Annotated in this window: 17 protein-coding genes and 2 pseudogenes; all 19 read right to left on the minus strand. The window is 35.9% G+C overall.

Annotated elements, in window-relative coordinates:
* Window positions 1–4: 4 nt before the first annotated feature.
* The 19 genes and pseudogenes from R4Y45_RS04645 to rseP all read right to left on the minus strand — a co-directional run bounded on the left by R4Y45_RS04645 (window position 5) and on the right by rseP (window position 24,811).
* Entirely contained in the window at window positions 5–523 is a 519-nt protein-coding gene (locus R4Y45_RS04645) for an adenine phosphoribosyltransferase (RefSeq protein ID WP_339969757.1), read from the minus strand.
* A gap of 21 nt (window positions 524–544) precedes the next feature.
* Window positions 545–2,809, minus strand: coding sequence for a single-stranded-DNA-specific exonuclease RecJ (gene recJ / locus R4Y45_RS04650; protein ID WP_339969759.1), 2,265 nt, complete (start codon window positions 2,807–2,809; stop codon window positions 545–547).
* A 20-nt stretch (window positions 2,810–2,829) separates the two neighbouring features.
* Window positions 2,830–3,504 carry a class A sortase gene (locus R4Y45_RS04655; RefSeq protein ID WP_339969761.1) on the minus strand — a complete coding sequence of 225 codons (675 nt, stop codon included), beginning with the start codon at window positions 3,502–3,504 and terminating at the stop codon, window positions 2,830–2,832.
* 106 nt (window positions 3,505–3,610) lie between these two features.
* Complete coding sequence (gene lepA / locus R4Y45_RS04660; RefSeq protein WP_339969763.1) at window positions 3,611–5,440, minus strand: translation elongation factor 4; 1,830 nt, start codon at window positions 5,438–5,440, stop codon at window positions 3,611–3,613.
* Between the two features lie 95 nt (window positions 5,441–5,535).
* A pseudogene (gene dnaJ / locus R4Y45_RS04665) lies at window positions 5,536–6,674 on the minus strand (molecular chaperone DnaJ).
* A gap of 68 nt (window positions 6,675–6,742) precedes the next feature.
* A complete protein-coding gene (gene dnaK, locus R4Y45_RS04670) occupies window positions 6,743–8,578 on the minus strand; it encodes a molecular chaperone DnaK (protein ID WP_339969765.1) in 1,836 nt (611 codons plus the stop codon).
* 26 nt (window positions 8,579–8,604) lie between these two features.
* A complete protein-coding gene (gene grpE / locus R4Y45_RS04675; protein WP_339969767.1) occupies window positions 8,605–9,159 on the minus strand; it encodes a nucleotide exchange factor GrpE in 555 nt (184 codons plus the stop codon).
* 11 nt (window positions 9,160–9,170) lie between these two features.
* Window positions 9,171–10,226 (minus strand): heat-inducible transcriptional repressor HrcA, encoded by a 1,056-nt coding sequence (gene hrcA / locus R4Y45_RS04680; RefSeq protein ID WP_339969769.1) that lies wholly within the window; start codon window positions 10,224–10,226, stop codon window positions 9,171–9,173.
* Window positions 10,227–10,328: 102 nt separating this feature from the next.
* Window positions 10,329–11,273 (minus strand): riboflavin biosynthesis protein RibF, encoded by a 945-nt coding sequence (gene ribF, locus R4Y45_RS04685; RefSeq protein WP_339969771.1) that lies wholly within the window; start codon window positions 11,271–11,273, stop codon window positions 10,329–10,331.
* Window positions 11,274–11,295: 22 nt separating this feature from the next.
* Entirely contained in the window at window positions 11,296–12,198 is a 903-nt protein-coding gene (gene truB, locus R4Y45_RS04690; RefSeq protein ID WP_339969773.1) for a tRNA pseudouridine(55) synthase TruB, read from the minus strand.
* A gap of 52 nt (window positions 12,199–12,250) precedes the next feature.
* The gene (gene rbfA / locus R4Y45_RS04695) at window positions 12,251–12,598 is read right to left on the minus strand and encodes a 30S ribosome-binding factor RbfA (protein ID WP_339969776.1); all 348 of its coding nucleotides are present in this window, start codon (window positions 12,596–12,598) and stop codon (window positions 12,251–12,253) included.
* 14 nt (window positions 12,599–12,612) lie between these two features.
* Window positions 12,613–14,913, minus strand: a pseudogene (infB, locus tag R4Y45_RS04700) (translation initiation factor IF-2); the annotation flags it as partial.
* 267 nt (window positions 14,914–15,180) lie between these two features.
* On the minus strand, window positions 15,181–15,492 hold the full coding sequence (locus R4Y45_RS04705) for a ribosomal L7Ae/L30e/S12e/Gadd45 family protein (protein ID WP_339969778.1): 312 nt from the start codon (window positions 15,490–15,492) through the stop codon (window positions 15,181–15,183).
* Window positions 15,492–15,791, minus strand: a complete 300-nt coding sequence (gene rnpM, locus R4Y45_RS04710; RefSeq protein ID WP_339969780.1) for an RNase P modulator RnpM — start codon at window positions 15,789–15,791, stop codon at window positions 15,492–15,494. Before rnpM ends, R4Y45_RS04705 begins: the two co-directional genes overlap by 1 nt.
* A gap of 20 nt (window positions 15,792–15,811) precedes the next feature.
* Window positions 15,812–16,924: a transcription termination factor NusA gene (gene nusA / locus R4Y45_RS04715; protein ID WP_339969782.1), complete on the minus strand. Its 1,113-nt coding sequence runs from the start codon at window positions 16,922–16,924 to the stop codon at window positions 15,812–15,814.
* A 15-nt stretch (window positions 16,925–16,939) separates the two neighbouring features.
* Window positions 16,940–17,413, minus strand: a complete 474-nt coding sequence (gene rimP / locus R4Y45_RS04720) for a ribosome maturation factor RimP (protein WP_339969784.1) — start codon at window positions 17,411–17,413, stop codon at window positions 16,940–16,942.
* A gap of 100 nt (window positions 17,414–17,513) precedes the next feature.
* Window positions 17,514–21,830, minus strand: coding sequence for a PolC-type DNA polymerase III (locus R4Y45_RS04725; RefSeq protein ID WP_339969786.1), 4,317 nt, complete (start codon window positions 21,828–21,830; stop codon window positions 17,514–17,516).
* A gap of 3 nt (window positions 21,831–21,833) precedes the next feature.
* Window positions 21,834–23,528 (minus strand): proline--tRNA ligase, encoded by a 1,695-nt coding sequence (locus R4Y45_RS04730; RefSeq protein WP_339969788.1) that lies wholly within the window; start codon window positions 23,526–23,528, stop codon window positions 21,834–21,836.
* Between the two features lie 20 nt (window positions 23,529–23,548).
* Window positions 23,549–24,811: an RIP metalloprotease RseP gene (gene rseP / locus R4Y45_RS04735; protein ID WP_339969790.1), complete on the minus strand. Its 1,263-nt coding sequence runs from the start codon at window positions 24,809–24,811 to the stop codon at window positions 23,549–23,551.
* Between the last annotated feature and the right edge of the window lie 6 nt (window positions 24,812–24,817).

Below are 24,817 nucleotides of genomic sequence, written 5' to 3' on the forward strand. Positions count from 1 at the left end.
GATATTAGTAGTCCATCAATGTGAACATGTCGTAATCTTTAATTTTGTCACGACCATTTAACTCTTTTAATTCAATTAGGAAAGCTGTTCCTACAACGATTCCACCTAATTTTTCAACTAAGTCGATTGTTGCACGAACTGTTCCACCTGTTGCCATTAAATCATCAGCAACTAGTACTTTTTGACCAGGTTTAATGGCGTCTTTGTGCATGTAAAGTGTATCTTGACCATACTCTAAATCGTAAGAAACTGAAACAGTTTCACGAGGTAGTTTACCTGCTTTACGAGCTGGTGCAAAACCAACACCTAACTCATCTGCTACGGGACAGCCAACTAAAAATCCACGAGCCTCAGGGCAACATACCATATCAACACCTAAGTCTTTGGCATATTTAACGATTTCCATTGTTGCGGCGTGATAAGCTTCACCATCAGCCATCAATGGTGAAATATCGCGGAAAGTTACACCTTCAGTTGGAAAGTTAGGAACATCTGCTACGTAATCTTTAAAATTTATTGTCAAGTTCAAGACTCCTATTCTTTGTTAGCCCAAGTATTGTGCAATATGATGTTTCAAGTCGCTTGAAGACATCGTATTCAACTGGTTAACAAATTGTAATTGTTTTTGTGTTTGTTGTAATAAGTTGGAAGATGTCAGTGCTTGTGACTGAACATTTTCAACTGGTTGAATTAGAACCCCATCTATTTTAACAAAATTTAGCTCTAAAAACACCCTTAAAATCAAATTTAATTCGTAAATTGATAAATTAAAGTATGCTGTTAATTGTTTTAAGTCTGTTGTTTTCAAGTCATGATGTTGATAGAAATACTTCAATACTTCACGGAATTTATCTTGAGATGGAATCTGTGTGAGCTGTAAGTTTTTAATTTGTCCGTAGAAATACACTTGCTCAACTCGTGCATTTGAAAAGACCACTTCTAATTGTTGATTATTTAATGCTTGATCCATCACAATCAACGTTTGCGGTAATTGTTGATCCGGACGTAATAAAATAACTTGCTTAGTTGATAAATTGAGTTTTTGCTGGAATGCTTTTAGTTTAGTTTCATTAAAAAAACCATAAATGCCTTCAACAGCCATAATTTGATTGAATTGGTAATGACGACAGTCAATCACACGTTCTTTTTTGAAATCAAGAAACTTCATCATTAATTGTAGCGTCACTTTACCCTGCCACTCATTTTTAGATAATTCACCATATAAAATACCTTTTTCAGTAAATGCGTTCACGTCTACATGCGGATAGTTGAACCCTATTCCTGATACTTGCATCCCTTTAGAATTAAGCATCGTAAATTTTAGATGGTCTTTATTTTGACCAATCTTTCGAGCAAATGAAATATGAGGGGACTCAATTTTAAATAGTGGCGTATCAAAATCAGTCCCATAAGGTCCTAATGCTGAGAGCTCCTGCAAGGTTTCAAGCGTCAATTGATCTGGTGTAATCTGACAATCAAACAGTTGTTCTTGGTGTTGGTCACTGATCGAAAAACTAGCTTCAAATGCATCAATTAAGTTTGACAATTGGCTTTCTTCGACAGATAAGCCACATGCCATATCATGTCCACCAAATGATACTAATTCTGATTTAATCGGTGTTAACGCACTAAATAAGTCAAAGCCTTGAACACTGCGACCCGAACCCTTTAAGACACCATTTTCTGCTTTAGTTAATAAAATAGCGGGCTTTTGTGTTTCTTCAACCACTTTGTTAGCAACAATCCCCAAAATTCCTTCGTGCCAATTATCTTGATAAATAAGCAAGGTATTGTGCGTATTATATTGGTTACTTCGTGCTAATTGAAGGGCTTCTTTGGTCGTTTTCACCACTAATTGTTTTCGCTCATCATTGACCTGGTCAATTTCTTTAGCGAGTGCCTCACACGTTTCTGGATTATCATTAAGTAATAATTCAACAGCTTTACCAGCATTTTCTAAACGTCCTAGCGAATTAAGTCGAGGTGAAATCACAAAGCCAATGCTTGTTTCATCTAAATCATCTAAGTTCGTTCCAGCTTCAGTCAAAAGCTGTCTAAGGCCTAGTCTCTGCGTATTTCTCAAGGCTTCAACACCCAGTTGTAATAACGTGTGATTTTCACCTGTAACAGCCACCATATCAGCAACCGTTCCAATTGCTACTAAATCAAGTAGCTCATAAGCTGTCTCACCAAGCAACGCACAACATAACTTAAAACTAACACCGACTCCGGCTAAATCATCAAATGGATAAGCTTGTCCCGCTAATCTAGGGTGGATAATTGCTAGTGCATCAGGTAATTCTTGCGGTAAATTATGATGATCAGTGATGATACAATCAACACCCTGCTCATTTAAAAATTCGATGGCTTCTTTCCCACTTACACCGTTATCAACAGTGATTAAAAGTTGTGTCCCGTCGTTAATCAATTTTTGATAACTCTCTTTGTTTGGTCCATAACCTTCAGTAAATCGATTAGGCAAGTGATAATTAACTTTGGCTCCCATAATCAAAAGTGTTTCCACTAAGATGCTTGTACTTGTAATACCATCGGCATCATAGTCACCATAAACTGTAATTTGTTCTTGAGCATCTATTGCTTGAAAAATACGGTCAACAGCTTTTTGCATGTTCGTAAATAAGAAAGGATCGTGTAGTCCCTCTTCTGACGGTGTCAGCCAGTCAACAAGGGCATCTTTTGAAGTTAAGCCCCTATTTTCTAAAATTGTTACAGCAATATCTGACAATTCTAGTTCTGATTGAACCTCAGAAGAAATCTTGCCTACTGGTTCTTTTTGCTTAAAATTCAAGTTAGTTTAACCCCTTTTACTTAGTTTAAATTAAATACCGTTAATTCTTTCGGTGTCGCAGTTTTTGTTTCCACTAATTCACCTCGAATAGCCCAACGGTTAACGCCGCCATCAGCACATGTGATTAAGGTGACAATAGCTTGCTCGGTATTATCTACAAGCCAAACCGCATAAGGATCAACGACTTCTTTTTGGTAAATCTTATACGTATAAACCTTATCTAAATCGGTTAAGTAAATTAGCTCGCCTGTTTTAACAGACTCTAGTGGAGAAAATAATAGTCCTTTGTCGGTCATATAATGCCCGGCTATAGGATAACTACCTATCCCCATTTGTTGGTCTTCTCGCATTGTGCCACCACCTGATGATAGTGCCGCATCACTTAACCCTTTTGAAATTGGTAGGTTCATATTGACACTTGGGACGGCTATTAGTCCAATAACTTGTGTTTGATTATGTGTCAGTGATTGTCCAACTTGGTTAATATCAAGACTCTTTACCTTTGAAAAATCATAGTCTGCTGTTTTAGTTTGTGTATTTTTTTGAATTTGCTCTTTTGTCACAGAAGTTCGAGCCACTTCTGTGTTATGAGAGACAATCATATTTTGGATAGGTTCATTAAAAATTAAAGCTAGCCCTACAATTAATAAAATTAAAGCGGCTAAGTATAATAAAAACCGTTTAAACTTTTTCATGAGTTACTCCATCATTTGATAACGTTATTTTCAACTTGGCTATTATATCATTTGTTTAGACAAACAAAAAATCCTCTTTAATAATTTTAAAGAGGATTTAAAAGCTTTATTTTTCATCGTCACCCATTTTAAGCACACTCATAAAGGCTTCTTGAGGAACATCTAACTTCCCAACTGCCTTCATTCGTTTTTTACCCGCTTTTTGTTTTTCAAGCAGTTTCATACGACGAGTAACATCCCCACCATATAGCTTAGCTGTAACATCTTTACGGTAAGCTTTAATTGTTGAACGGGCGATAACTTTATTCCCAATTGAAGCTTGAACAGGCACTTCAAATTGTTGTCGAGGAATAACTGATTTTAATTTTTCAGTAATGGCACGACCACGAGCTTGGGCAAAATCACGGTGAACAATGAAACTTAACGCATCAACTGCTTCACCAGCAAGTAAAATATCAATTTTGACAAGATCACTTGGACGATAACCACACAACTCATAATCAAGTGACGCATAACCACGAGTATTTGATTTTAATTCGTCAAAGAAATCAAAAACAATCTCAGATAGTGGGATTTCATAGATAACATTAACACGGTTAGCATCTAAGTAATCCATCGTAACAAAGTTTCCACGTTTTCTTTGAGCCAGTTCCATGACAGGACCAACGTAGTCATTTGGCACCATAATTTCCGCTTTAACATAAGGCTCTTGAATTTCACGAATATCACTAGGATCCGGCATTTCTGCTGGGTTAGCAACTGTTACTTCTTCACCATTTTGTAGTTTGGCATGATAATCTACAGATGGTGCCGTCATAATTAATTCTAAGCCAAATTCACGTTCTAGACGTTCTTGAATAACATCCATGTGCAACAATCCTAAGAAACCACATCTAAAACCAAATCCTAAGGCCTGTGAAGTTTCTGGTTCAAATTCAAGTGCAGCATCATTCAATTGTAAACGTTCTAGTGCTTCTCTTAAATCATCGTACTTAGCATTTTCAACTGGATACATTCCTGAATAAACCATGGGTTTAGCTGGACGATAACCGGGCGTTGGTTTAGTTGTTTTGTTGTTAGCTAATGTTAAGGTATCCCCAACATGAGTATCACGAACAGTCTTGATGTTAGCGGTTAAATACCCAACATCCCCTGCAACTAAACGGTCACGACTAACTGCTTTCGGTGATAACACACCTACTTCTGTTACTTCGTATTGTTTACCATTACTCATAACTTCAATCATGTCGCCAGGTTTAACAATACCATCTTCAACACGAATAGATAAAACAACCCCACGATATGAATCGTAAACTGAGTCAAAAATCATTGCTTTTAGAGGTGCTTCAAAGTCACCCTGAGGTGCTGGAATATCCGTCACAATACGTTCTAGTAATTCTTCGATTCCAAGACCACTTTTAGCTGAAGCTAGAACCGCATCTTGGGCATCTAATCCAATTGTATCTTCAATTTCATCTTTTACACGATCTGGATCTGCCGCAGGTAAATCAATTTTGTTAATGACTGGTACAATTTCAAGGTCATTATCTAAAGCTAAATAAACGTTAGCTAATGTTTGTGCTTCAACACCTTGTGCAGCATCAACAACTAATACAGCACCTTCACAAGCTGCAAGTGAACGTGATACTTCGTATGAAAAGTCCACGTGACCTGGTGTATCGATTAAATGAAAAATATAATCTTTACCATCTTTAGCACGATATTTTAACTCAACTGAGTTTAGCTTGATTGTAATTCCACGTTCACGTTCTAATTCCATACTATCTAGAATTTGAGCGTGCATTTCACGCTTTGACACCGTATCCGTTAATTCTAAAATACGGTCAGCTATTGTTGATTTCCCATGGTCAATATGGGCAACAATAGAAAAATTTCTTATTCTTGATTGATAATCTTTTAATTCTTCTAAATTCATGTGTTCTCCTCTATTACTTCTGTTCTTTATTATAGCAAGTATCCGAAATGGTCACAAACAAAAAGAGAAGATTAAAATCTTCTCTTTTTTAAAATTCACATAAATTTATCTTTTACTTTTTCAAAAAAGTTTTTGTCTTGGGGTTGAATGTCTTCGCCACCAGCCTTAACAAAATCAACTAAGGCTTTCTTTTGGTCTTCGTTTAGCTTTTTAGGTGTCATAATCTTAACAGTTGTTTCTTGATTACCTGTACCATGACCGTTCAATTGTGGCACACCTTTTCCATTTAATCTAAAGGTTGTACCTGTTTGTGTTCCTGCTGGAATACGCAATTTAACTTTGCCATGAACCGTTTCAACATCAATTTCATCACCAAGAGCTGCTTGTGCAAAACTAATTGGCACTGTGTAGTAAATGGTTGTCCCTGAACGTTCAAATGTCTTACTTGGACGAACACGTAGCACGATGTATAAATCACCGTAAGGACCACCATTAGCTCCTGCTTCACCTTGACCAGTTAAGTGAATTTGTTGGCCTTGGTCAACACCTGCTGGAATATTAACTTCAACAGTATGTCTTTGTTTAGTTGTTCCTTTACCATGACAGTCTTCACAAGGTGTTTCAATAATTACACCTTGACCGTGACATTCATCACAAGCAACTTGTTGACGAACCATACCAAGCATTGTTTGACGATCTACGGTCATATAACCTGAACCGTGACATTTTTGACAAGTTTTGGTTGAAGTACCTGGTTTTGCACCATTACCATCACATGTTTTACATGTTTCATCACGATCGTATGTGACGTTTGTTTTCTTACCAAAAATGGCTTCTTCAAATTCAAGCGTCATGGTGTAATCTAAATCATGTCCTTTTCGAGGTGCAGTTGGATCTTGGGCACGGCCGCCGCCAGCTCCACCACCGAAGAATTGACTAAAGATATCTTCAAAACCGCCAAAGCCTTGGCTTCGCCACCAAAACCACCAGCTCCACCTTGAGCACCACCATTAACTCCTGCATGACCATAATTGTCATAAGCAGCACGTTTTTGAGAGTCACTCAAGACTTCATAAGCTTCACTAACTTCTTTGAACTTTTCTTCAGCATCTGCAGAATCATTCAAATCTGGGTGGTATTTTTTAGATAGTTTACGATAAGCTTTTTTTATTTCGGCTTCTGATGCATTTTTAGAAAGACCCAGGACTTCATAGTAATCTCGTTGTTGTGCCATAAAATTCCTCTTTCATTTCTATAAATGAAAAAAGTCAAATTGACAATTTGACTTTTTCATCGTAATTGTTATTTATCTTTATCAGGGTCTACTTCACGGAAGTCACCATCTACGGTGTCATCGTTGTTTGATTGACCTGATTGTTCGCCACCTTGAGCTTGTTGAGCTTCTTGTGCTTGTTGGTATATTTTTGTTGTTAAATCTTGAACGATTTGGTTCAATTCATCTTTTTTAGCTTTCATTGCTTCTAAGTCATTATCAGATTGTGCTTTTTCTAAAGCTTCTTTAGCTTCTTTAGCTTTTGAAACTTCTTCTTCAGAAACTTTGCCATCTAATTCTTTCAATGTCTTATCAGTTGTAAAGATTAATTGATCAACTTCATTACGTAAGTCTACTTCTTCTTTACGTTTTTTATCTGCTTCAGCATTTTCTTCAGCATCTTTTGTCATACGTTCGATTTCTTCATCTGATAGACCTGATGAACTTTGGATTGTAATCTTTTGTTCTTTTTGTGTACCTAAGTCTTTAGCAGATACATTTACAATACCGTTTTTATCGATGTCAAATTTAACTTCGATTTGAGGAACACCACGTGGTGCTGGTGGAATATCTGTTAATTGGAAACGACCTAAAGTCTTGTTATCAGCAGCCATTGGACGTTCACCTTGAAGAACATGAATGTCTACGGCTGGTTGGTTGTCAGCAGCTGTTGAGAAGACTTGTGATTTACTTGTAGGGATTGTTGTATTACGTTCAATTAATTTAGTTGAAACGCCACCCATTGTTTCAATACCTAGTGATAATGGTGTTACGTCAAGAAGCACAACATCTTTAACGTCACCTGAAATCACACCACCTTGAACAGCAGCACCTAAAGCAACGGCTTCATCAGGGTTAATTGAGTGATCAGGTTTTTTACCTGTCCAGTCTTCAACAGCTTTTTGAACTGAAAGGATACGTGTTGATCCACCGTTTAGGATAACTTTATCCACTTCATCTTTTGAAAGACCAGCATCTTTTAATGCGTTTTCAACTGGGATTTTTGTTCTTTCAACTAGTTCAGCTGTGATTTCATCGAATTTAGCACGAGTTAAGGTTGTTTCTAAGTGTAATGGACCTGCTTCACCAGCTGAGATAAATGGCAAGCTAATTTGAGTTGTTGTTACACCTGATAAGTCTTTTTTAGCTTTTTCAGCTGCATCTTTTAGACGTTGTAATGCCATTTTATCTTTAGATAAGTCAATACCGTTTTCGTCTTTGAATTGTGCAATCAACCAATCCATGATTGCTTCGTCAAAGTCGTCCCCACCTAAGTGAGTGTCACCGTTTGTTGAAAGCACTTGGAATACGCCGTCACCTAATTCAAGGATAGAAACGTCAAATGTACCACCACCCAAGTCATAAACAAGGATTTTTTCGTCTTCTTCAGCTTTATCTAAACCATAAGCTAAAGCACTAGCAGTTGGTTCATTAACAATACGTTTAACATCTAAACCAGCAATTTTACCAGCATCTTTTGTTGCTTGTCTTTGTGAATCGTTGAAGTATGCAGGTACTGTAATAACAGCTTCTGTTACTTCTTCACCTAGGTAATCTTCACTGAATTTTTTGATGTGTTGTAAAATCATTGCTGAAATTTCTTGTGGTGTGTATGACTTGTCGCCAACAGTTACTTTGTAACCTGCTTCACCAATGTGACGTTTGATAGAAGAAATTGTATCTGGGTTTGTAATTGCTTGTCTTTTAGCAACTTCCCCAACTTGAATTTCACCATCTTTAAAAGCAACGACAGAAGGAGTTGTACGGTTACCTTCTGGGTTTGCAATAATTTTTGGTTCTTTACCTTCTAAAACAGCAACTGCTGAGTTAGTTGTTCCTAAATCAATACCAATAACTTTTGACATAAATCAATAACTTCCTTTCAAATTTCTTAGTTTGCAACGCTAACCATTGCAGGTCTTAAAATACGATCTTTAAATAAGTATCCAGGCTGGTAAACTTCCACAACTGTATCTTTTGGATGGTCTTCAGTTGCTTCAACTGTTTGAACCGCTTGGTGATAATTTGGATCAAAAGGTGCACCTTGTGCTTCAACTTCTGTGATTCCTTTATCATTTAAAGCTTTCATTAAAGCGTTGTAAGTTAATTCAATCCCTTTTTTCAATTGGCTTGAAGCCTCATCGTCAGCTTGAACTTGTAGGGCTCTTTGTAAATTGTCTAAAGCAGGCAAAATTTCTTTTGCAAGGCTTTGACCTTCATATTTACTAAATTGTGCCAGTTCTTTTTGTTGACGAGTTTGAATATTTTGGATTTCAGCTTGTGAGCGTAAGTATTTATCTTGTGCTTCTTCAAGCTCTTGTTGAAGTTTTTCAACTTCTGAATCAGTTGTTTCCACTTCTTCATTTTCAACAACATCTTCAGTTGTTTCTTCAACGGGTTCTTCGGTTGTATTTTCTTGTTTAATATCTTTTTCTTCGTTAGACACTGTCATCCTCCTTATCTAAACTTGCTGTAATAATCCAGTAGCTGGTCAGCCAGTTCTTCTTTGAAGTAGTTCATCAGACTAATCATCTGTGAATACGGCATATTTGTTGGCCCGAGTAAAGCCACAATTCCATTTCCAAAATCACCGACTTCATAAGTGGCAGTTAGTAAACTGTAATCCTTTAATAAGTCCAGTGGCAGTTCATCTCCTAGGCGAACATGAACAGAAAATGCGGGATTATTTAAACTATTTTCGTGAATTAAATCTGAAAATATTTCAGGATGACTAAGTAATTGATAAAGTGATTTCAAATTATCTAAGTCATCGAAACTAGAATAGTTATTCAATAAATTCAATTCGCCATTAACAAATAATTGATCCGTTTCCGTTGGCTTAAACACATCTTTTAATAGCTGAAGTAAAATTAAACTTGCTGTATCTTCTTTCACACCTAAGATAGACATGAATTGTTCAGAAGAATAACCTGAGACTTCATGAAGTGTTTTGCCTTTGACGGCTGTATTAATTTTTTCGACTAATGCTTCTAGTTCACCACCTGATACATCATCAGGTAAACGATAAAGCTGATTTTTAACATCGCCATCGCTGGTTACTAGAATGGCCATCATTTGATGATTAGAAAGTGGCACAATGCGAAATTCAGTAATTCTGCAAAACTGAATCTCAGGACTAGCTACAAAAGCAGTATAACTAGTCAAATCAGATAATATTTTTGCCGAACGAGATACAATATCATCAATTTTTTGAAACTGATGATTAAAGTTCATTTGCAGTTTTTCATGCAAATTTTCTGGCATATCTGTTGGCTGTAATAAATAATCTAGATAATAACGATATCCCTGATTAGATGGGACACGTCCTGAAGATGAATGTGTTTTTTCAATTAATCCAAGTTCTTCTAACTTCGCCATTTCATTACGAATGGTAGCAGAAGAAACTTGAATCGTGAGTTCATCCATCAATGTTTTAGAACCAACGGGCTGTTGAGTCTTATTAAAAACATTGATAATCATCTTAAGTATAAGTTCCTGTCGTTTTGATAACATAGTGTCACCTCTTCGAATTAGCACTATTAAATTACGAGTGCTAACTATTAGAATATAACAACTAACTAGCAGAATGTCAAGACGACAGCTAAAAATATCAAACTATTTCTCTAAAGCTTTAAAATAGGCCCTACTATCAATTTCATCTTGATTTAATTGGTCAATCAAAGCTTCAATTGATGAATATTTTTCCTCTGGGCGAAGATAGTGATACCACTTTACTTCCACCATTTCATCATAAATATCTTCATCAAAATCAAAAATATTAACTTCGACCGATAAGTCTTTCACATCATCAAATGTAATATTATATCCAACACTGGCCATTCCTTGATACCACTGACCATGGACTTTCAACTTAACAGTATAAGCCCCTGAAGCTAAGCCTACTTTTTTAGCATTGGAGTCAATATTAGCAGTTGGAAAACCTAATTGACGGCCACGCTTGAACCCGTGAATGACTTTGCCAGACGTTTGATAAATTGAATTTAATAACGTATTAGCCTGATCCACATCACCTTGTTCAATCAAATGACGAATCCGAGTTGAGCTCACTTTTTGACCATCTTGGTTATAACTGGGGACTTCATAAACTTCAAATTTATCTTTTGCTAACTGTTTGAGTAGTGACATATTCGCTACTTCTTTTTTACCAAAAGTATAGTCAAAGCCAGCTACGACTGCCTTAACGTTTAATTGACTTAAAACTTCATCAACAAAATCTTGCGGTTGAACTTTAGCTAAAGGGCCATTGAAATTGCCAATATACAGGATATCTACTCCAAGTTGGGCCATTAGTTCCGTTTTTTCAGCGGTCGTTGTAAGTAATGGCACAGACACATCTGTTGGTCCATAAATCTGGCTAGGATGTGCATTCATAGTCATCACTGCTAATTTCAGACCTTTTTCAGTAGCTACTTTTTTCCCGGTTTCAAGTAATTGGCGATGTCCTAAATGAACACCATCAAAAAAACCAAGTACTAATACAATACCTTGGGTCTCAACGACTTGAGATTCAATTGGATAATTGAGTTGATAAGTATGCATCATGCTCCTCCTCTACATTTTTTTAACTATTTTGAAGCAACATCATTTCTGGACGATAAAGCGGTGGATGTTTCACATCTTTTTTGTAAATAGCTTTAATCTTGCGATTATGATACAAGCATAAACGTTCAACATCAATTGGGAATTTTAGTTTGGCACCGTTTTGTACCATTTCAAATTCTTTATCACTAAGCTGATAAGCTGGCTGCTCTTCAAAAAAACGTTCTAATGGGACTACATAATCAACTGCTTTTTCAGGATTTTCTTTCAATGTTTCAAGTAAAACAGCATCTTTTAAACCAAATCCAGCACTTTTTGCTCGCGTTAGTGAACTCATAACAGCAGGACCACCTAAAATATCGCCCAATTGTTTAATTAGCGTTCTAACATAAGTTCCTTTAGAACAAGTAATTTCAAACTTAAAACGTTGTTGTTTGTTAGCTTCGTCGTAAGTTGATTGCCCAATTTTGACATATTTAGAAACATGAATATGACGTACTGGACGTTCTACTGGAATATTATTTCGAGCATAGTCATATAAACGGCGACCTTTAACTTTAACTGAAGAATACATTGGGGGGAGTTGCTCAACTTCTCCTGTTAATTTAGACATAGCTTCTTCAATAGCCTCTTCAGAAAAAGGCTCTTCAACATCTTGTGTCTTGATTATTTCACCATCTAAGTCTTCGGTATCCGTTTCAAACCCTAAAATAGCTTCTCCAATGTAAGTTTTATCATGTGTTTGCATAAGATCAATAATTTTAGTTGCTTGCCCAATCGCAATTGGCAAAATTCCTTCTACTGATGGGTCTAGTGTTCCACCATGACCTACTTTTTTCATTTGAAGCACACGACGCATGTCACGAACGCAATCGGTACTGGTCATCCCTTTAGTTTTATATAAAACAATCACACCACTTAACATATCTTACTTAACCATCCTTTATTATAAAAAAAACGCCATAAAATGGCGTTTTTTAGTCTTTTTGATTTAATTGACGAATCAAAGCATCAATTTTGGCACCATAAGCAACAGAATCATCTTTTTTAAAGATTAATTCAGGAACTTTAAACGTTGTCAAATTACGCCCGACTTCATGACGAATTAAACCTGTTGATTTTTTAAGTCCTTCTTCAACTTTTTGATTGTCAGATGCTTTATCAGACAAAATACTATAGTAAATAGTAGCCTGAGATAAATCACCTGTTAGTTCAACATCAGTAATTGTAACGTCTTGAACACGAGGGTCCTTAACATTTTTACGCAATACTGTTGTTACTTCACGTAAAATTTCTTGTTGCACACGTTCAATACGGTGTTTCATTAGAATTCCCCCTTTTATTTAACAGGAACTTCTTCCATGACATAAGCTTCGATTTCATCATCCACTTTGATGTCATTGTAGTTTTCAATCATTAAGCCACAATCAAAGCCTTGGTTAACTTCTTTAGCATCATCTTTGAAACGTTTCAATGAAGATAGTTTTCCTTCATAGATTACGATACCGTTACGGATTAATCTCACACCACTATCACGTTGAATTGAACCGTTAGTTACGAATGCACCTGCAATTGTTCCAAGTTTTGAAACGTGGAATGTTTCACGAACAATTAAGTTACCTGTAACTTTTTCTTGGAATTCAGGATCTAACATACCCTTCATAGCTGATTCAATTTCATCGATAGCTTTGTAGATAACACCGTATAGACGGATATCAACGTTTTCAGTTTCTGCTTGTTTTCTTACTTGTTGAGTTGGACGTACGTTAAATCCGATAACGATAGCATTACTTGCAGTAGCCAATGTTACGTCACTTTCATTAATAGCCCCTACACCAGAGTAAACAATGTTAACTTTAACGCCTTCAACTTCAATTTTTTGAAGTGATCCAGCTAAAGCTTCAGCAGAACCTTGTACATCAGCTTTGATAATAACATCAACTTGTTTCAATTCGCCTTCTTTCATCGTATCGAACAAGTTATCTAATGTTACACGGCTATTATTATTACGTTCTTCTACTAAAGCACGTTTTGCACGTTCTTCACCAGCTGCACGAGCAGTTTTTTCATCTTCAAATACTGCGAAACGATCAGCTGAGTTTGGCACATCATTAAGACCTGTAATTTCAACTGGTTCTGATGGATAAGCTTCTTTCACACGACGACCACGATCGTTAGTCATAACACGAACACGACCAAATGTGTTACCGACAACAATTGGGTCCCCTACACGAAGTGTTCCTTGTTGAACTAGTAGTGAGGCTACTGAACCTTTACCTTTGTCAAGACGAGCTTCAATAACGGTCCCAACTGCTTTTTGTTCTGGGTTAGCGTGTAATTCCATCACATCAGCTTGTAATAAAATCATTTCTAGTAAGTCATCAACATTTTCACCAGTTTTAGCAGAAATAGGAACGAAGATTGTTGATCCACCCCAGTCTTCAGGAATCAATTCATATCCCATTAATTGTTCCATCACGTGGTTAGGGTTAGCATCAGGTTTATCAATCTTGTTAACTGCAACAATAATTGGCACGCCCGCAGCTTTAGCGTGGTTAATCGCTTCTTTAGTTTGAGGCATAACACCATCATCAGCTGCTACAACTAAGATGATGATATCAGTAATATCAGCACCTCTAGCACGCATATTTGTAAATGCCGCATGTCCTGGTGTATCCAAGAACGTAATTAAGCGACCGTCATTATCAACTTGGTAAGCACCAATATGTTGTGTAATTCCACCTTCTTCACCATCTGTAACGTGAGTGTTACGCAAGTGGTCAAGTAAAGTTGTCTTACCATGGTCAACGTGTCCCATAATTGTGATAACGGGTGGTCTAGGTGTTTGATTTTCAGTATTGCTATTTTCAGCCTCAAAGATTTTATCGATATCTGAAATATCTTCATGTTCTTTTTCTTTTGACTCAATACCATAATCCGTTGCAATTAATTCAATTGTATCTTTATCAAGTGATTGGTTTTGGTTGACCATGACACCTAACATAAATAATTTTTTAACAACTTCAGCTGGTTCACGGTGTAATAGTTTACCTAAATCTTGTGCATTCATGCCGTCTTCAAAAACCAATACTTCTGGCAATGGCTTTTCTTTTCTTTGTGGCATTGGTTTTTTCTTCTTAATGTGAACATGTTGTTCTTGATGTCTATTGTTCTTTTTCTTATTGTTACGCCAATTATTTTTTGAATTAACGTTTTTCTTGTGGTCAACACGTTTACGGTTACGGTTTTCAGATTCGTTTTGTACGGGTTCTGGTGCCGCTGGAATATTTGGTAATGTATTACGACGTGCTGGTTTTTGATTGCGATCGTTATTCTTTTTGTAATTTCCGCCACCATTATTGTTTTGTGGACGATTATTATTTGAATTTGGACGACCACCATTATTGTTTTGTGGACGATTATTATTTGAATTTGGACGACCACCATTATTAGAATGACGATTGCCGTTATTGTTATTACGATCGTTTGATTTGTTATTTGGACGACCGTTTTGGCCACCACGGTTATTACGTGGCTTTTTGTTTGTATCTTGGCGTTGTTTTTCTTTTAATTCTTCCAAATGTCTTAAACCTGCTTTAGGTCTTGGTGAATTATTAGTTTTTTGGTTTGAATTAGATCTGTTATTGCGACGATCTTGGCTTTGATTGTTGTTATTATTACGGTTTTTTGAGTAACCATTTTTATTATTAGAGTTGTTTGAGTTGCCTTGATTTTGGTTATTGTTAGAATTGCGTTTTCTAACAGCACTCATTTTAATTTTTGTTGGCTTATGCTCGTTTTGTTGGTTGTTTGAATGATTATTATTTTGATTTGAGGTCAAAGAATGGTCATTCCTTTCTTATTTTGGCAAAGCAAGCATGATGCTATCAGGTTTTTGTCATCAGCATCACACTTCTTCACTATAGTATTTTTGTATTGCTTTACTAAAGCCCTTATCACAAATTGCTAGTATTTTACGATTTTTACCAATTGCTTGTTCAAAGTCTTGGCTCGTAAAGTCTGTAATAACAGGAACTTTATAGTAATTAGCTTTGTTTGTAATGTCTTTTTGATTGTTTTTAGCAGTATCTGTTGCCAAAAATATCAATTGCACCGAGGCATTTCGAATACCTTCAATTACTTGAGGTGCACCAGAAATTAAATTTTGAGATTTTTGTGCTAACCCTAGAAAGTTTAACACTTTTTGTCGGTTATCCATTACTGGTTATCTCCAAATAATTCTTGTCTGGCTTTTTGATGATCAACATATTCAAATAACTCATCGTAAAAAGCATCATCAACTTTAACCTTTAAAGATTGATTGAGTACTTGTTTGTCTTTTGCTGTTTGAATAATGTCTGGCTTTAATGAAACATACGCCCCACGACCTGGTTTTTTACCAGTTGGGTCAATGCTCAAATTACCTTCTTTGTCTAATACGACACGTACTAATTCTTTTTTAGGTACCATTTCATTAGTCAGTAAGTCTCGACGCATTGGAATCTTACGTTTTTTCATAGTTATCACCTACTCAAAAATTATTCTTCAGTTGATTCTGAAGGACTATCATCTGTTGATACTTCAGTACTTGCTTCAGCTTCTTCAGTATCTTCAACAAATTCAACTTCTGATTCTGCTTTAATATCAATTTTGTATCCAGTTAATCTAGCAGCTAAACGAACGTTTTGACCACGTTTACCAATTGCAAGAGATAATTGGTAATCAGGAACAATAACTAAACAGCTATTTTGTTCTTCATCAAATTGAACAGCAATTACTTCTGCAGGGTTAAGTGCATTGGCGATGTAATCTGATGAATCTTCTTCATAATTGATGATATCCATGTTTTCACCACCAAGTTCATCCACGATTGTTTGAACACGAGCACCTTTTTGACCCACACAAGTTCCGACTGCATCAATATTTTTGTTATCAGAACGAACAGCCATCTTAGTACGGTCACCAGCTTCTCTAGCAATTGAAACAATTTCAACAGTACCATCATAGATTTCAGGTACTTCACGTTCAAATAGACGTTTAACTAAATCAGCATGTGTACGAGAAACAAATACTTGAGGACCTTTTGTCGTATTGTCCACTTTAGATACTAACACTTTAATACGGTCTTGTGGTTTGTAAGTTTCATTTGGCATTTGGTCAGCACGTGACATTAAAGCTTCAACGCGACCAATATTGACATAGACAAATTTGTTATCTTGTCTTTGTACTTCACCTTGAACGACTTCATCTTGATACTGTGAGTATTCATTGAAGATATTACTTCTTTCAGCTTCGCGAACACGTTGCATAATCACTTGCTTAGCAGTTTGTGCTGCAATACGACCGAAGTCTTTAGGTGTTACTTCAAATTTTAAAACATCGCCTAATTCATAAGCTTTGTTAATTTTTAGTGCATCTGGGAAGCTGATTTCTAATCTATCATCGAAGACTTCTTCAACAACTTCTTTTAAAGCATACACTTTGATATCACTTTTCTTTTCGTCAAAAATAACTTCAACATTTTGTGCTTTGTTGTAATTTCTTTTGTATGCAGAAACTAAAGCTGCTTCTAACGCATCAATGATAACTTCTTTTTTGATACCTTTTTCTTTTTCAAGTGCTTCAAAAGCACTTAACATTTCTTTTGACATGAACTACGTCCCCTTCTAAAACTCAATTGCGAATCTTGCTTTAGCCACAATATCCGTTGGAATTGAGAGTTGTTTACGTTGTGTTTTAATTTTAATTTCTAAAGTTACAAATGAATCATCTTTACTAATTAAAAAACCTTCGTAGACTTTTTCGCCTTCAAAAGCACGGTATAAACTAACATTGATGTATTCACCAATTGCACTTTCCCAGTCTTTTTCTTTTTTGATAGGTCTTTCAACACCTGGTGAAGAAACTTCTAACATATAAGGTTCTGGAAAAGGATCAGGATTAAGTTCATCAAGCTTTTCACTTAATTGTTCACTTACCTGTGCGACTTCTTCAATATCAATTCCACCAGTTTTATCGACATAAATTCTTAAATAACGTGTTGATTTTTCTTTAATGTACTCAACGTCAACAAGCTCATAACCTTTCTCGTCAACGATTGGTGTAACTAAAGATTCAACGATTTCTGTAATCTCAGCCACATAATCCTCCTATTGCAATAAAAAGAGTGAGCATTTCTGCTCACTCGAACTAAGAACCATCCAATGTGTATAGTGTAGCACATTAAGGGCTTTAAATCAATTAAAATAGTGATAGTTGGTTCTGTTCAGGTAGTCCTTCCAAGACCCCATTTTCTTCAAAATAACTCATGATGGTTTTGGATACTTTCCCTCTGGTTGCTAAGTCTTCTTGTGATAAAAACGGTTTATCAGCACGAGCCGCTACGATTTGTTTTGCCACATTATCACCTAGTCCTGGCACAGCATTAAAAGGTGCTAATAAGGTATGATCATCAACAATTGTAAAGTCTTGAGCTGCTGATTTTTCAACATCGACCATTTTGATTTTAATGCCTCGTTCTAAACATTCATTGGCAAGTTCAAGCACCGTCATCAAACTTTTATCTTTAGCCGTTGCATCATTGCCTTTATCATGAATTTCTTGCATGGCTTCCTTAACAGAATTTTTACCATTTGACATCGCTACCAAATCAAAATCACTTGCTCTAACACTAAAGTAAGCTGCGTAATAAATGGTAGGATAATGCACTTTAAAGTAAGCAATTCTAAGTGCCATCATCACATAAGCAGTAGCATGGGCTTTGGGGAACATGTACTTGATTTTTAAACAAGAATCAATATACCAACTTGGAATATTTGGATTATCCCGCATTAATTTTTGCCATTCTTCAGGAATTCCTTTTCCTTTACGAACACGTTCCATGATTTGAAAGGCCGTTTGAGATTCCATTCCCCAATGAATCAAGTCAAGCATGATATTATCACGACAACCAATAACCTCTTTTAAGGTAACTTGTCCGCTATCAACTAAGTCTGAGGCATTGCCTAACCAAACATCTGTCCCGTGAGATAATCCTGAAATTTGTAACAACTCTGCAAAAGTTGTGGGTTTAGTATCTTCAAGCATCCCTCGGACAAATTTTGTTCCAAATTCAGGCACACCTAATGTACCGGTTTTTGAATTAATTTGTTCAGGTGTTACCCCAATTGACTCTGTTCCAGAAAATAACGCCATTACTCCTGGATCATTGGTTGGAATAGTCAATGGATCAATTCCACTTAAATCTTGTAACATTCTAATCATTGTTGGATCATCATGTCCTAAGATATCAAGTTTCAAGATATTATCGTGAATAGAATGGAAATCAAAGTGAGTTGTTTTCCAGGTAGAACTTTGGTCATCTGCTGGATATTGAATTGGCGTAAAGTCATAGATATCCATGTAATCTGGCACAACGATAATTCCAGCCGGATGCTGACCAGTCGTTCGCTTAACACCTGTTGACCCTTTAGCTAGTCGTTCAACTTCGGCTGTTCTAAGGTCTAATTCTTTTTCTTCCTCATAATGTTTAACATAACCAAACGCAGTTTTATCAGCAACAGTTCCAATGGTTCCTGCTCTAAACACGCTGTCTTCACCAAATAAAACTTTAGTATAATTATGAGCCACAGGTTGGTAATCACCTGAGAAGTTTAAATCGATATCTGGTACTTTATCACCGTTAAAACCTAGGAAAGTTTCAAATGGAATATCATGACCATCTTTTACTAACTCTTCACCACAATTAGGGCATTTTTTATTAGGTAAATCATATCCTGACCCGTATTCACCTTTAGTATAAAACTCAGAATATTTACAGCTAGCACAGCGATAATGTGGTGGCAGTGGATTAACCTCTGTAATCCCGGTCATCGTTGCGGCAAAACTTGACCCAACTGATCCACGTGATCCAACTAAATAGCCATCTTTATTAGATTTATATACTAGTTTTTGAGAAATTAGATAAATAACACTAAATCCATTTCCAATAATACTCTTTAATTCGTGTTCAATCCGGTCTTCAACAATTTTAGGTAAAGGATTGCCGTAGAGTTCGTAGGCTTTATTGTAAGATAACTCTCTAATTTCATCTTCAGAATGTTCCATAATTGGTGTGTACAATTTGTCTTTAACAGGTACAATTTCTTCTGTTGATTCAGCAATTTGATTTGGGTTAGCAACTATAACTTGGTAAGCAGTTTGTTCGTCTAAAAAGTCAAACTCATCAAACATTTCTTGCGTTGTTCTGAAATGTAAATCTGGCAATTTTTGATGACGTAGTGGACTACTTTTAATTGAAGAGATTAGGATTTCACGATAAATATGATCTTCTGGATTTAAGTAGTGCACATCCCCTGTTACAACCACAGGCTTATTGAGTTCTTGACCTAACTGAATGATATTCTTGAGAATATCTTGTAAGTCTTCTTTATTACGAATTAATTCTCGGTCGATTAAAGAACTATACGCACTTGGCGGTTGAATTTCTAAGTAATCATAATACTCAGCTAATTTTTTAGCTTCAGCGTATCCCTTTTGCATCATGGCGGTAAAAACTTCGCCATCAGCACAACCACTTCCAATTAATAATCCGTCTCGATATTCATCCAGCAAGAATTTTGGTAGACGAGGTGTTCGGTAATAATACTTAACATTCGCCATTGAAATTAGCTTAAATAGATTTTTCAAGCCTGCTTGTGTTTTGGCTAAAATCGTCATATGACTAGGTCTTGCACGTTTATAGGTCACATGAGGATTTTTATGCTGATTAAACTCATTAAGATTTGTTTCACTAAATTGTTCTTGAAAAACACCTAGTAATTTATATAGCAAATAACCGGTTGCTTCCGCATCACTATCGGCACGGTGATGATGTTCAAGTGTAATTTGGTATTTTCTAGATAGGGTATCTAATGTGTGTCTTCCTTGTTCGGGGTGTAATAATCGTGATAATTCTAACGTATCAATAACCGGAATCGTCACATTGTTAAACCCAGATCTCACTAAGGCAGCATTTAAAAAACCAATATCAAATGAAACATTATGTCCCGCAATTGCTTCAGCACCAGCCATAAAATCAACAAATCGTGTAATCACGTCTTTTTCATCATCTGCTTGTTCAACCATATCGTCAGTAATACTTGTTAAATTGATGGTTGTTGTTGACAGTGCTTCATGCGGATTGATAAATTCGTCAAAACGTTCGATAATCTCGCCATTTTTCATCCGAACCGCACCAATTTCAATGATTTGATCATAAACAGCAGAAAGCCCTGTTGTTTCGACATCAAAAATCACATAGTCAGCTGACTGAGCATCTAAGCTAACTGGATTTTGAACTAGTAAGTTTTTACTATCATCAACGAAATTCGCTTCTTGTCCATATAAAATTTTTACGCCATTTGCTTTTCCAGCAGCATGAGCCTCAGGAAAAGCTTGTGCCCCTGCATGGTCAGTAACTGCCAGTGCTTTATGGCCAAATCTAGCCGCAGCTTGAACATATTCTTTGATCGAATTAGTAGCATCCATTTGACTCATTGTCGTATGAAGATGGAGTTCAGCTCTCTTTTCACCTTCATAGGTATCTTGTCGTTTTGGCTTTTCAAAAACTTCAAGATCTCTAATCATAATGGTTAGCTCTTGACTATATTTATCGTTTTGAGTTTGTCCTTTAACGCGTACCCACATGCCAGGCTTGATATTTTCAAAGACTGCCGCTTCTTGTTGATTACGTGGGAATTTTTTGATGGTAATAGAATCACTGTAATCTGTGATTTTAGCAATTAGCATTTTATTATCATTGCGTAAACTGCGAACTTCAACATCAAATAAATGCCCCTCAATCACAACATCTTGCTGTTCTTCTTGTATATCTTTTAATTGTTGAAATTGGGATTGAGGTGAAATTGGTTTTCCTAATGACGTTTCTGAACTGGTTACCGCTGGTTTTTTAGGCGTTGCTTGTTGTTTATGAGCTTCTTTTTCTAGTGATTGTTCAAATTCTTGTTGCTGTTGATAAAGACTATCTAAGTTTTTTAAGGATTGTTCTTCATCGATAACTGTGGTTTTAATTTGGTCCACTAAAAAGCCATACTGTTTTAGTATCGATTTAAGTTCAGTTAAAACTTCATCACTAATCATGGCTTGACTAACTGAATTTTCAAGCTTTAAAGTCAAAATTTGATTTTGGTAGGCAGATTTTGAATTCAACAAAATTCGCTTAATCATCGATGAACTATTCAAATGGTGTTCAACGATATCTTGGTAGTAATCTTGATCGATATCATTTGATTTTTCACCAAATGTGATAACTAACTCAGGTTCAACGAAATTAGCCAGTTCTTGTGTGATTGCTTGTTTTAATAGCTGATAGGCTGAAAAGGATATTTTTTTAGGAAAAAAAAGGTGGAAAATCCACTTTCTCTCTTGTTGGTAGACATCCACTTTTTTTATTTCACCTTGGTAAAAACTATCATTTTCAGAAAATCCATCAGCAACTAATTGATTAAACTTAACTTGATTTAATAAATTTAAAAATAGTTGATTTTCTTTAGACATGTTTTACCCTATTTCATTTTTTAAATAATTTGTAACTTCAGAAAGTTGAAGTTCAACTGCTTCTTTAGTTTGGTTATTTTTAACTTCCACAATTCCTTCAGCTGCTTTTTTACCAATAATGACACGGAATGGTGCCCCTAATAAGTCAGCATCTGCAAATTTAACACCTGGACGTTCTGCACGATCATCATATAACACTTCAAACTGTGATTGTAAGTCTTGGTATAATTTTTCAGAAATTTGTGTTTGTTCATCATCATTCATCTTCATCTGAATAAGGTGAACACTAAATGGTGCCACTTCTTTAGGCCATAAAATACCACGGTCATCATGATGTTGTTCAATGATAGCTGAAAGCAATCTTGAAACACCAATTCCATATGATCCCATGATAACAGGTTGTGCTTTACCATTTTCATCTAAGAACTTAGCATTCATTGATTCTGAATAACGTGTTCCTAATTTGAAAATATGACCAATTTCAATCCCACGAGTGAATTTCAACTCATCTTTTCCAGATGGGTCTAATTCGCCTTCTTTAACGACGGCAATATCTGCGAAATTATCTGGTGTAAAGTCACGGTTTAAGTTAACATTTTTTAGTTGGAAGCCAGTTTCATTAGCACCTACCACAAAGTTAGCCATATTTTGAATATTACGGTCAGCAACCACTTCTTTAGCAAAGTCTTGGTTAACTGGTCCAATACTACCTGATTTTACTTGTGTTAATTCAACTTGTTCTTCACTTGTTGCTAAGTGTAAGTCTTCGACTTGCAACAGGTTCTTCAATTTGACTTCGTTAACTTCTTGGTCGCCTCTAATTAAAACCAACACTGGCTTTTCATCTGCAATATAGACAACGCTTTTAACAATATCTTTTTCACTAATGTTTAAGAAATCTGCTAAGTCAGCAATCGTCTTAATATTAGGTGTTTCAACTTTTTCAACGTCTTGTAATGGCTCATTATTTTCTTCTTTAACAAAATAACTTGAGGCCATTTCAATATTTGCAGCATAACCTGAATCAGTATAAACGATTATATCTTCACCGATTGCTGCAGGAGCTCCAAATTCTAGAGAATCAGAACCACCCATGGCACCAGCATCTCCAATAATTGGCTTAACATCAACACCTGTTCGTACAAAAATCTTCAGATATGCGTTTTTCATATTTTCGTATTGTTGATCAAGTTGGTCATAGTTACTTGCAAAGCTATAACCATCTTTCATAATAAATTCGCGTCCACGAAGCAATCCAAATCTTGGACGGTTTTCGTCACGGAATTTAGTTTGAATTTGGAATAATGAAAATGGTAAACGTTTATAACTCTTGATTTCTTGGGCCACAATCTCTGTAAAGGTTTCTTCATGTGTTGGTCCCAAAATAAAGTCACGTTCATGACGGTCTTTTAATTTAAACAAATTAGGACCGTAAGAATCATAACGACCTGACTTTTGCCATAATGAAGCAGGTAGTAATTCTGGCATCATCATTTCGCTTAAATCAATAGATTCCATTTCTTCACGAATAATTTGTGATACTTTTGATAATACGCGATTTGCCAATGGTAAATAAGAATAAACACCCGCAGTGACTTGACGTACATAACCACCACGTAACATCAACTGATGGCTGACAGCTTCAGCATCAGAAGGTGTTTCTTTTAAGGTTGGCATAAAAAATTTAGATTGTTTCATAGTTCCTCCAACTAAGTGACTTATTTAATAAAATAGCGATAGATATCGTTTCCGGTTACAGCAATAATTAACGCAAATAAAATCACAACACCGACAATATTAATGATAACTTCTTTTTCTTGTGAAACGGGTTTTCCGCGAAGTAATTCGTATAAGTTAAGAAGTAATTTACCTCCATCTAGTCCTGGAATTGGTAATAAGTTCATAATCCCTAAGTTAATTGAGATGGCACCTAAGAAGTATAAAATACTTAAAAATCCTTGGTTAGATAAATCTGAGGCTTGTTTATAGATACCCACAGGTCCTGATAGTTTATTTAAGCTAAAACCTGTCACTAGGCTCTTGACACCTTTAAAAATCAAAGTGGCTGTATTCGTGGTTAAATTCCACCCTTGATTAATACGTGCTGGTACTGACCCATCAACATCAAAAGTCAGCCCCAACAAGCGATAACTATTCCCGTTTTCACTAATTGTTTGTGGTGTTACGGTCTTTTGAACCAATTGACCATTGCGCTCAAGTTCAACTGTTACTTGTTTGTTTTGAGTTGTACTAAGGTACATTTGAATATCAGTTGTTGATTTAATCGCTTGTTGATCAACTTTGATAATTTTGTCCCCTTTTTCAATTCCAGCTGTTTGAGCAGGTGAATCTTGTGAAAAATTGTTAACGACTGTTGTCGGTGCTCCTGCTGAAATAAACGCATAAATCATAAACGCAACTAATGTTAATAATGCATTATTAAATGGACCTGCAAAATTGGTCGCAATTTTTTTCCAAACAGAAACTGACTGCATTTGAACATCTCTTGGGGCAATTTGAAGTTCTGTTCCATTTTCTTCAATAATAGTTGCATCATGAATGACATCAAAACGTCTTAATTTTTGTTCATCACCATTTTCAAAACCTTCAATATAAAGGTCATCTTCTAAATCAGCTTTCTTAACTTGAATGGGAATACCATCAAAAGAAATATCATCTGGTGTTGTATTAATTCGAACAGCCTCTCCGGCTTCATTTAATTGCAACAATACCATTGATCCGGGGTCAATTTTTGCTGAATCATCTGGACCAGCTAATCTCACATAACCACCTAATGGTAGCCATCTGACTGTGTAGGTTGTATTCTTATGCAATTTTTGAAATAATTTTGGTCCCATTCCGACAGAAAATTCACGGACGAGAATGCCTGACTTTTTAGCCACAATAAAATGACCAAATTCATGGACAACAACCAAAATTCCAAAAATGATAAGAAATATAAGAATTCCAAGTAATTGCATTTACTC

It is taken from the genome of Holzapfeliella saturejae, from assembly GCF_037546065.1.
Taxonomy (GTDB): domain Bacteria; phylum Bacillota; class Bacilli; order Lactobacillales; family Lactobacillaceae; genus Holzapfeliella; species Holzapfeliella saturejae.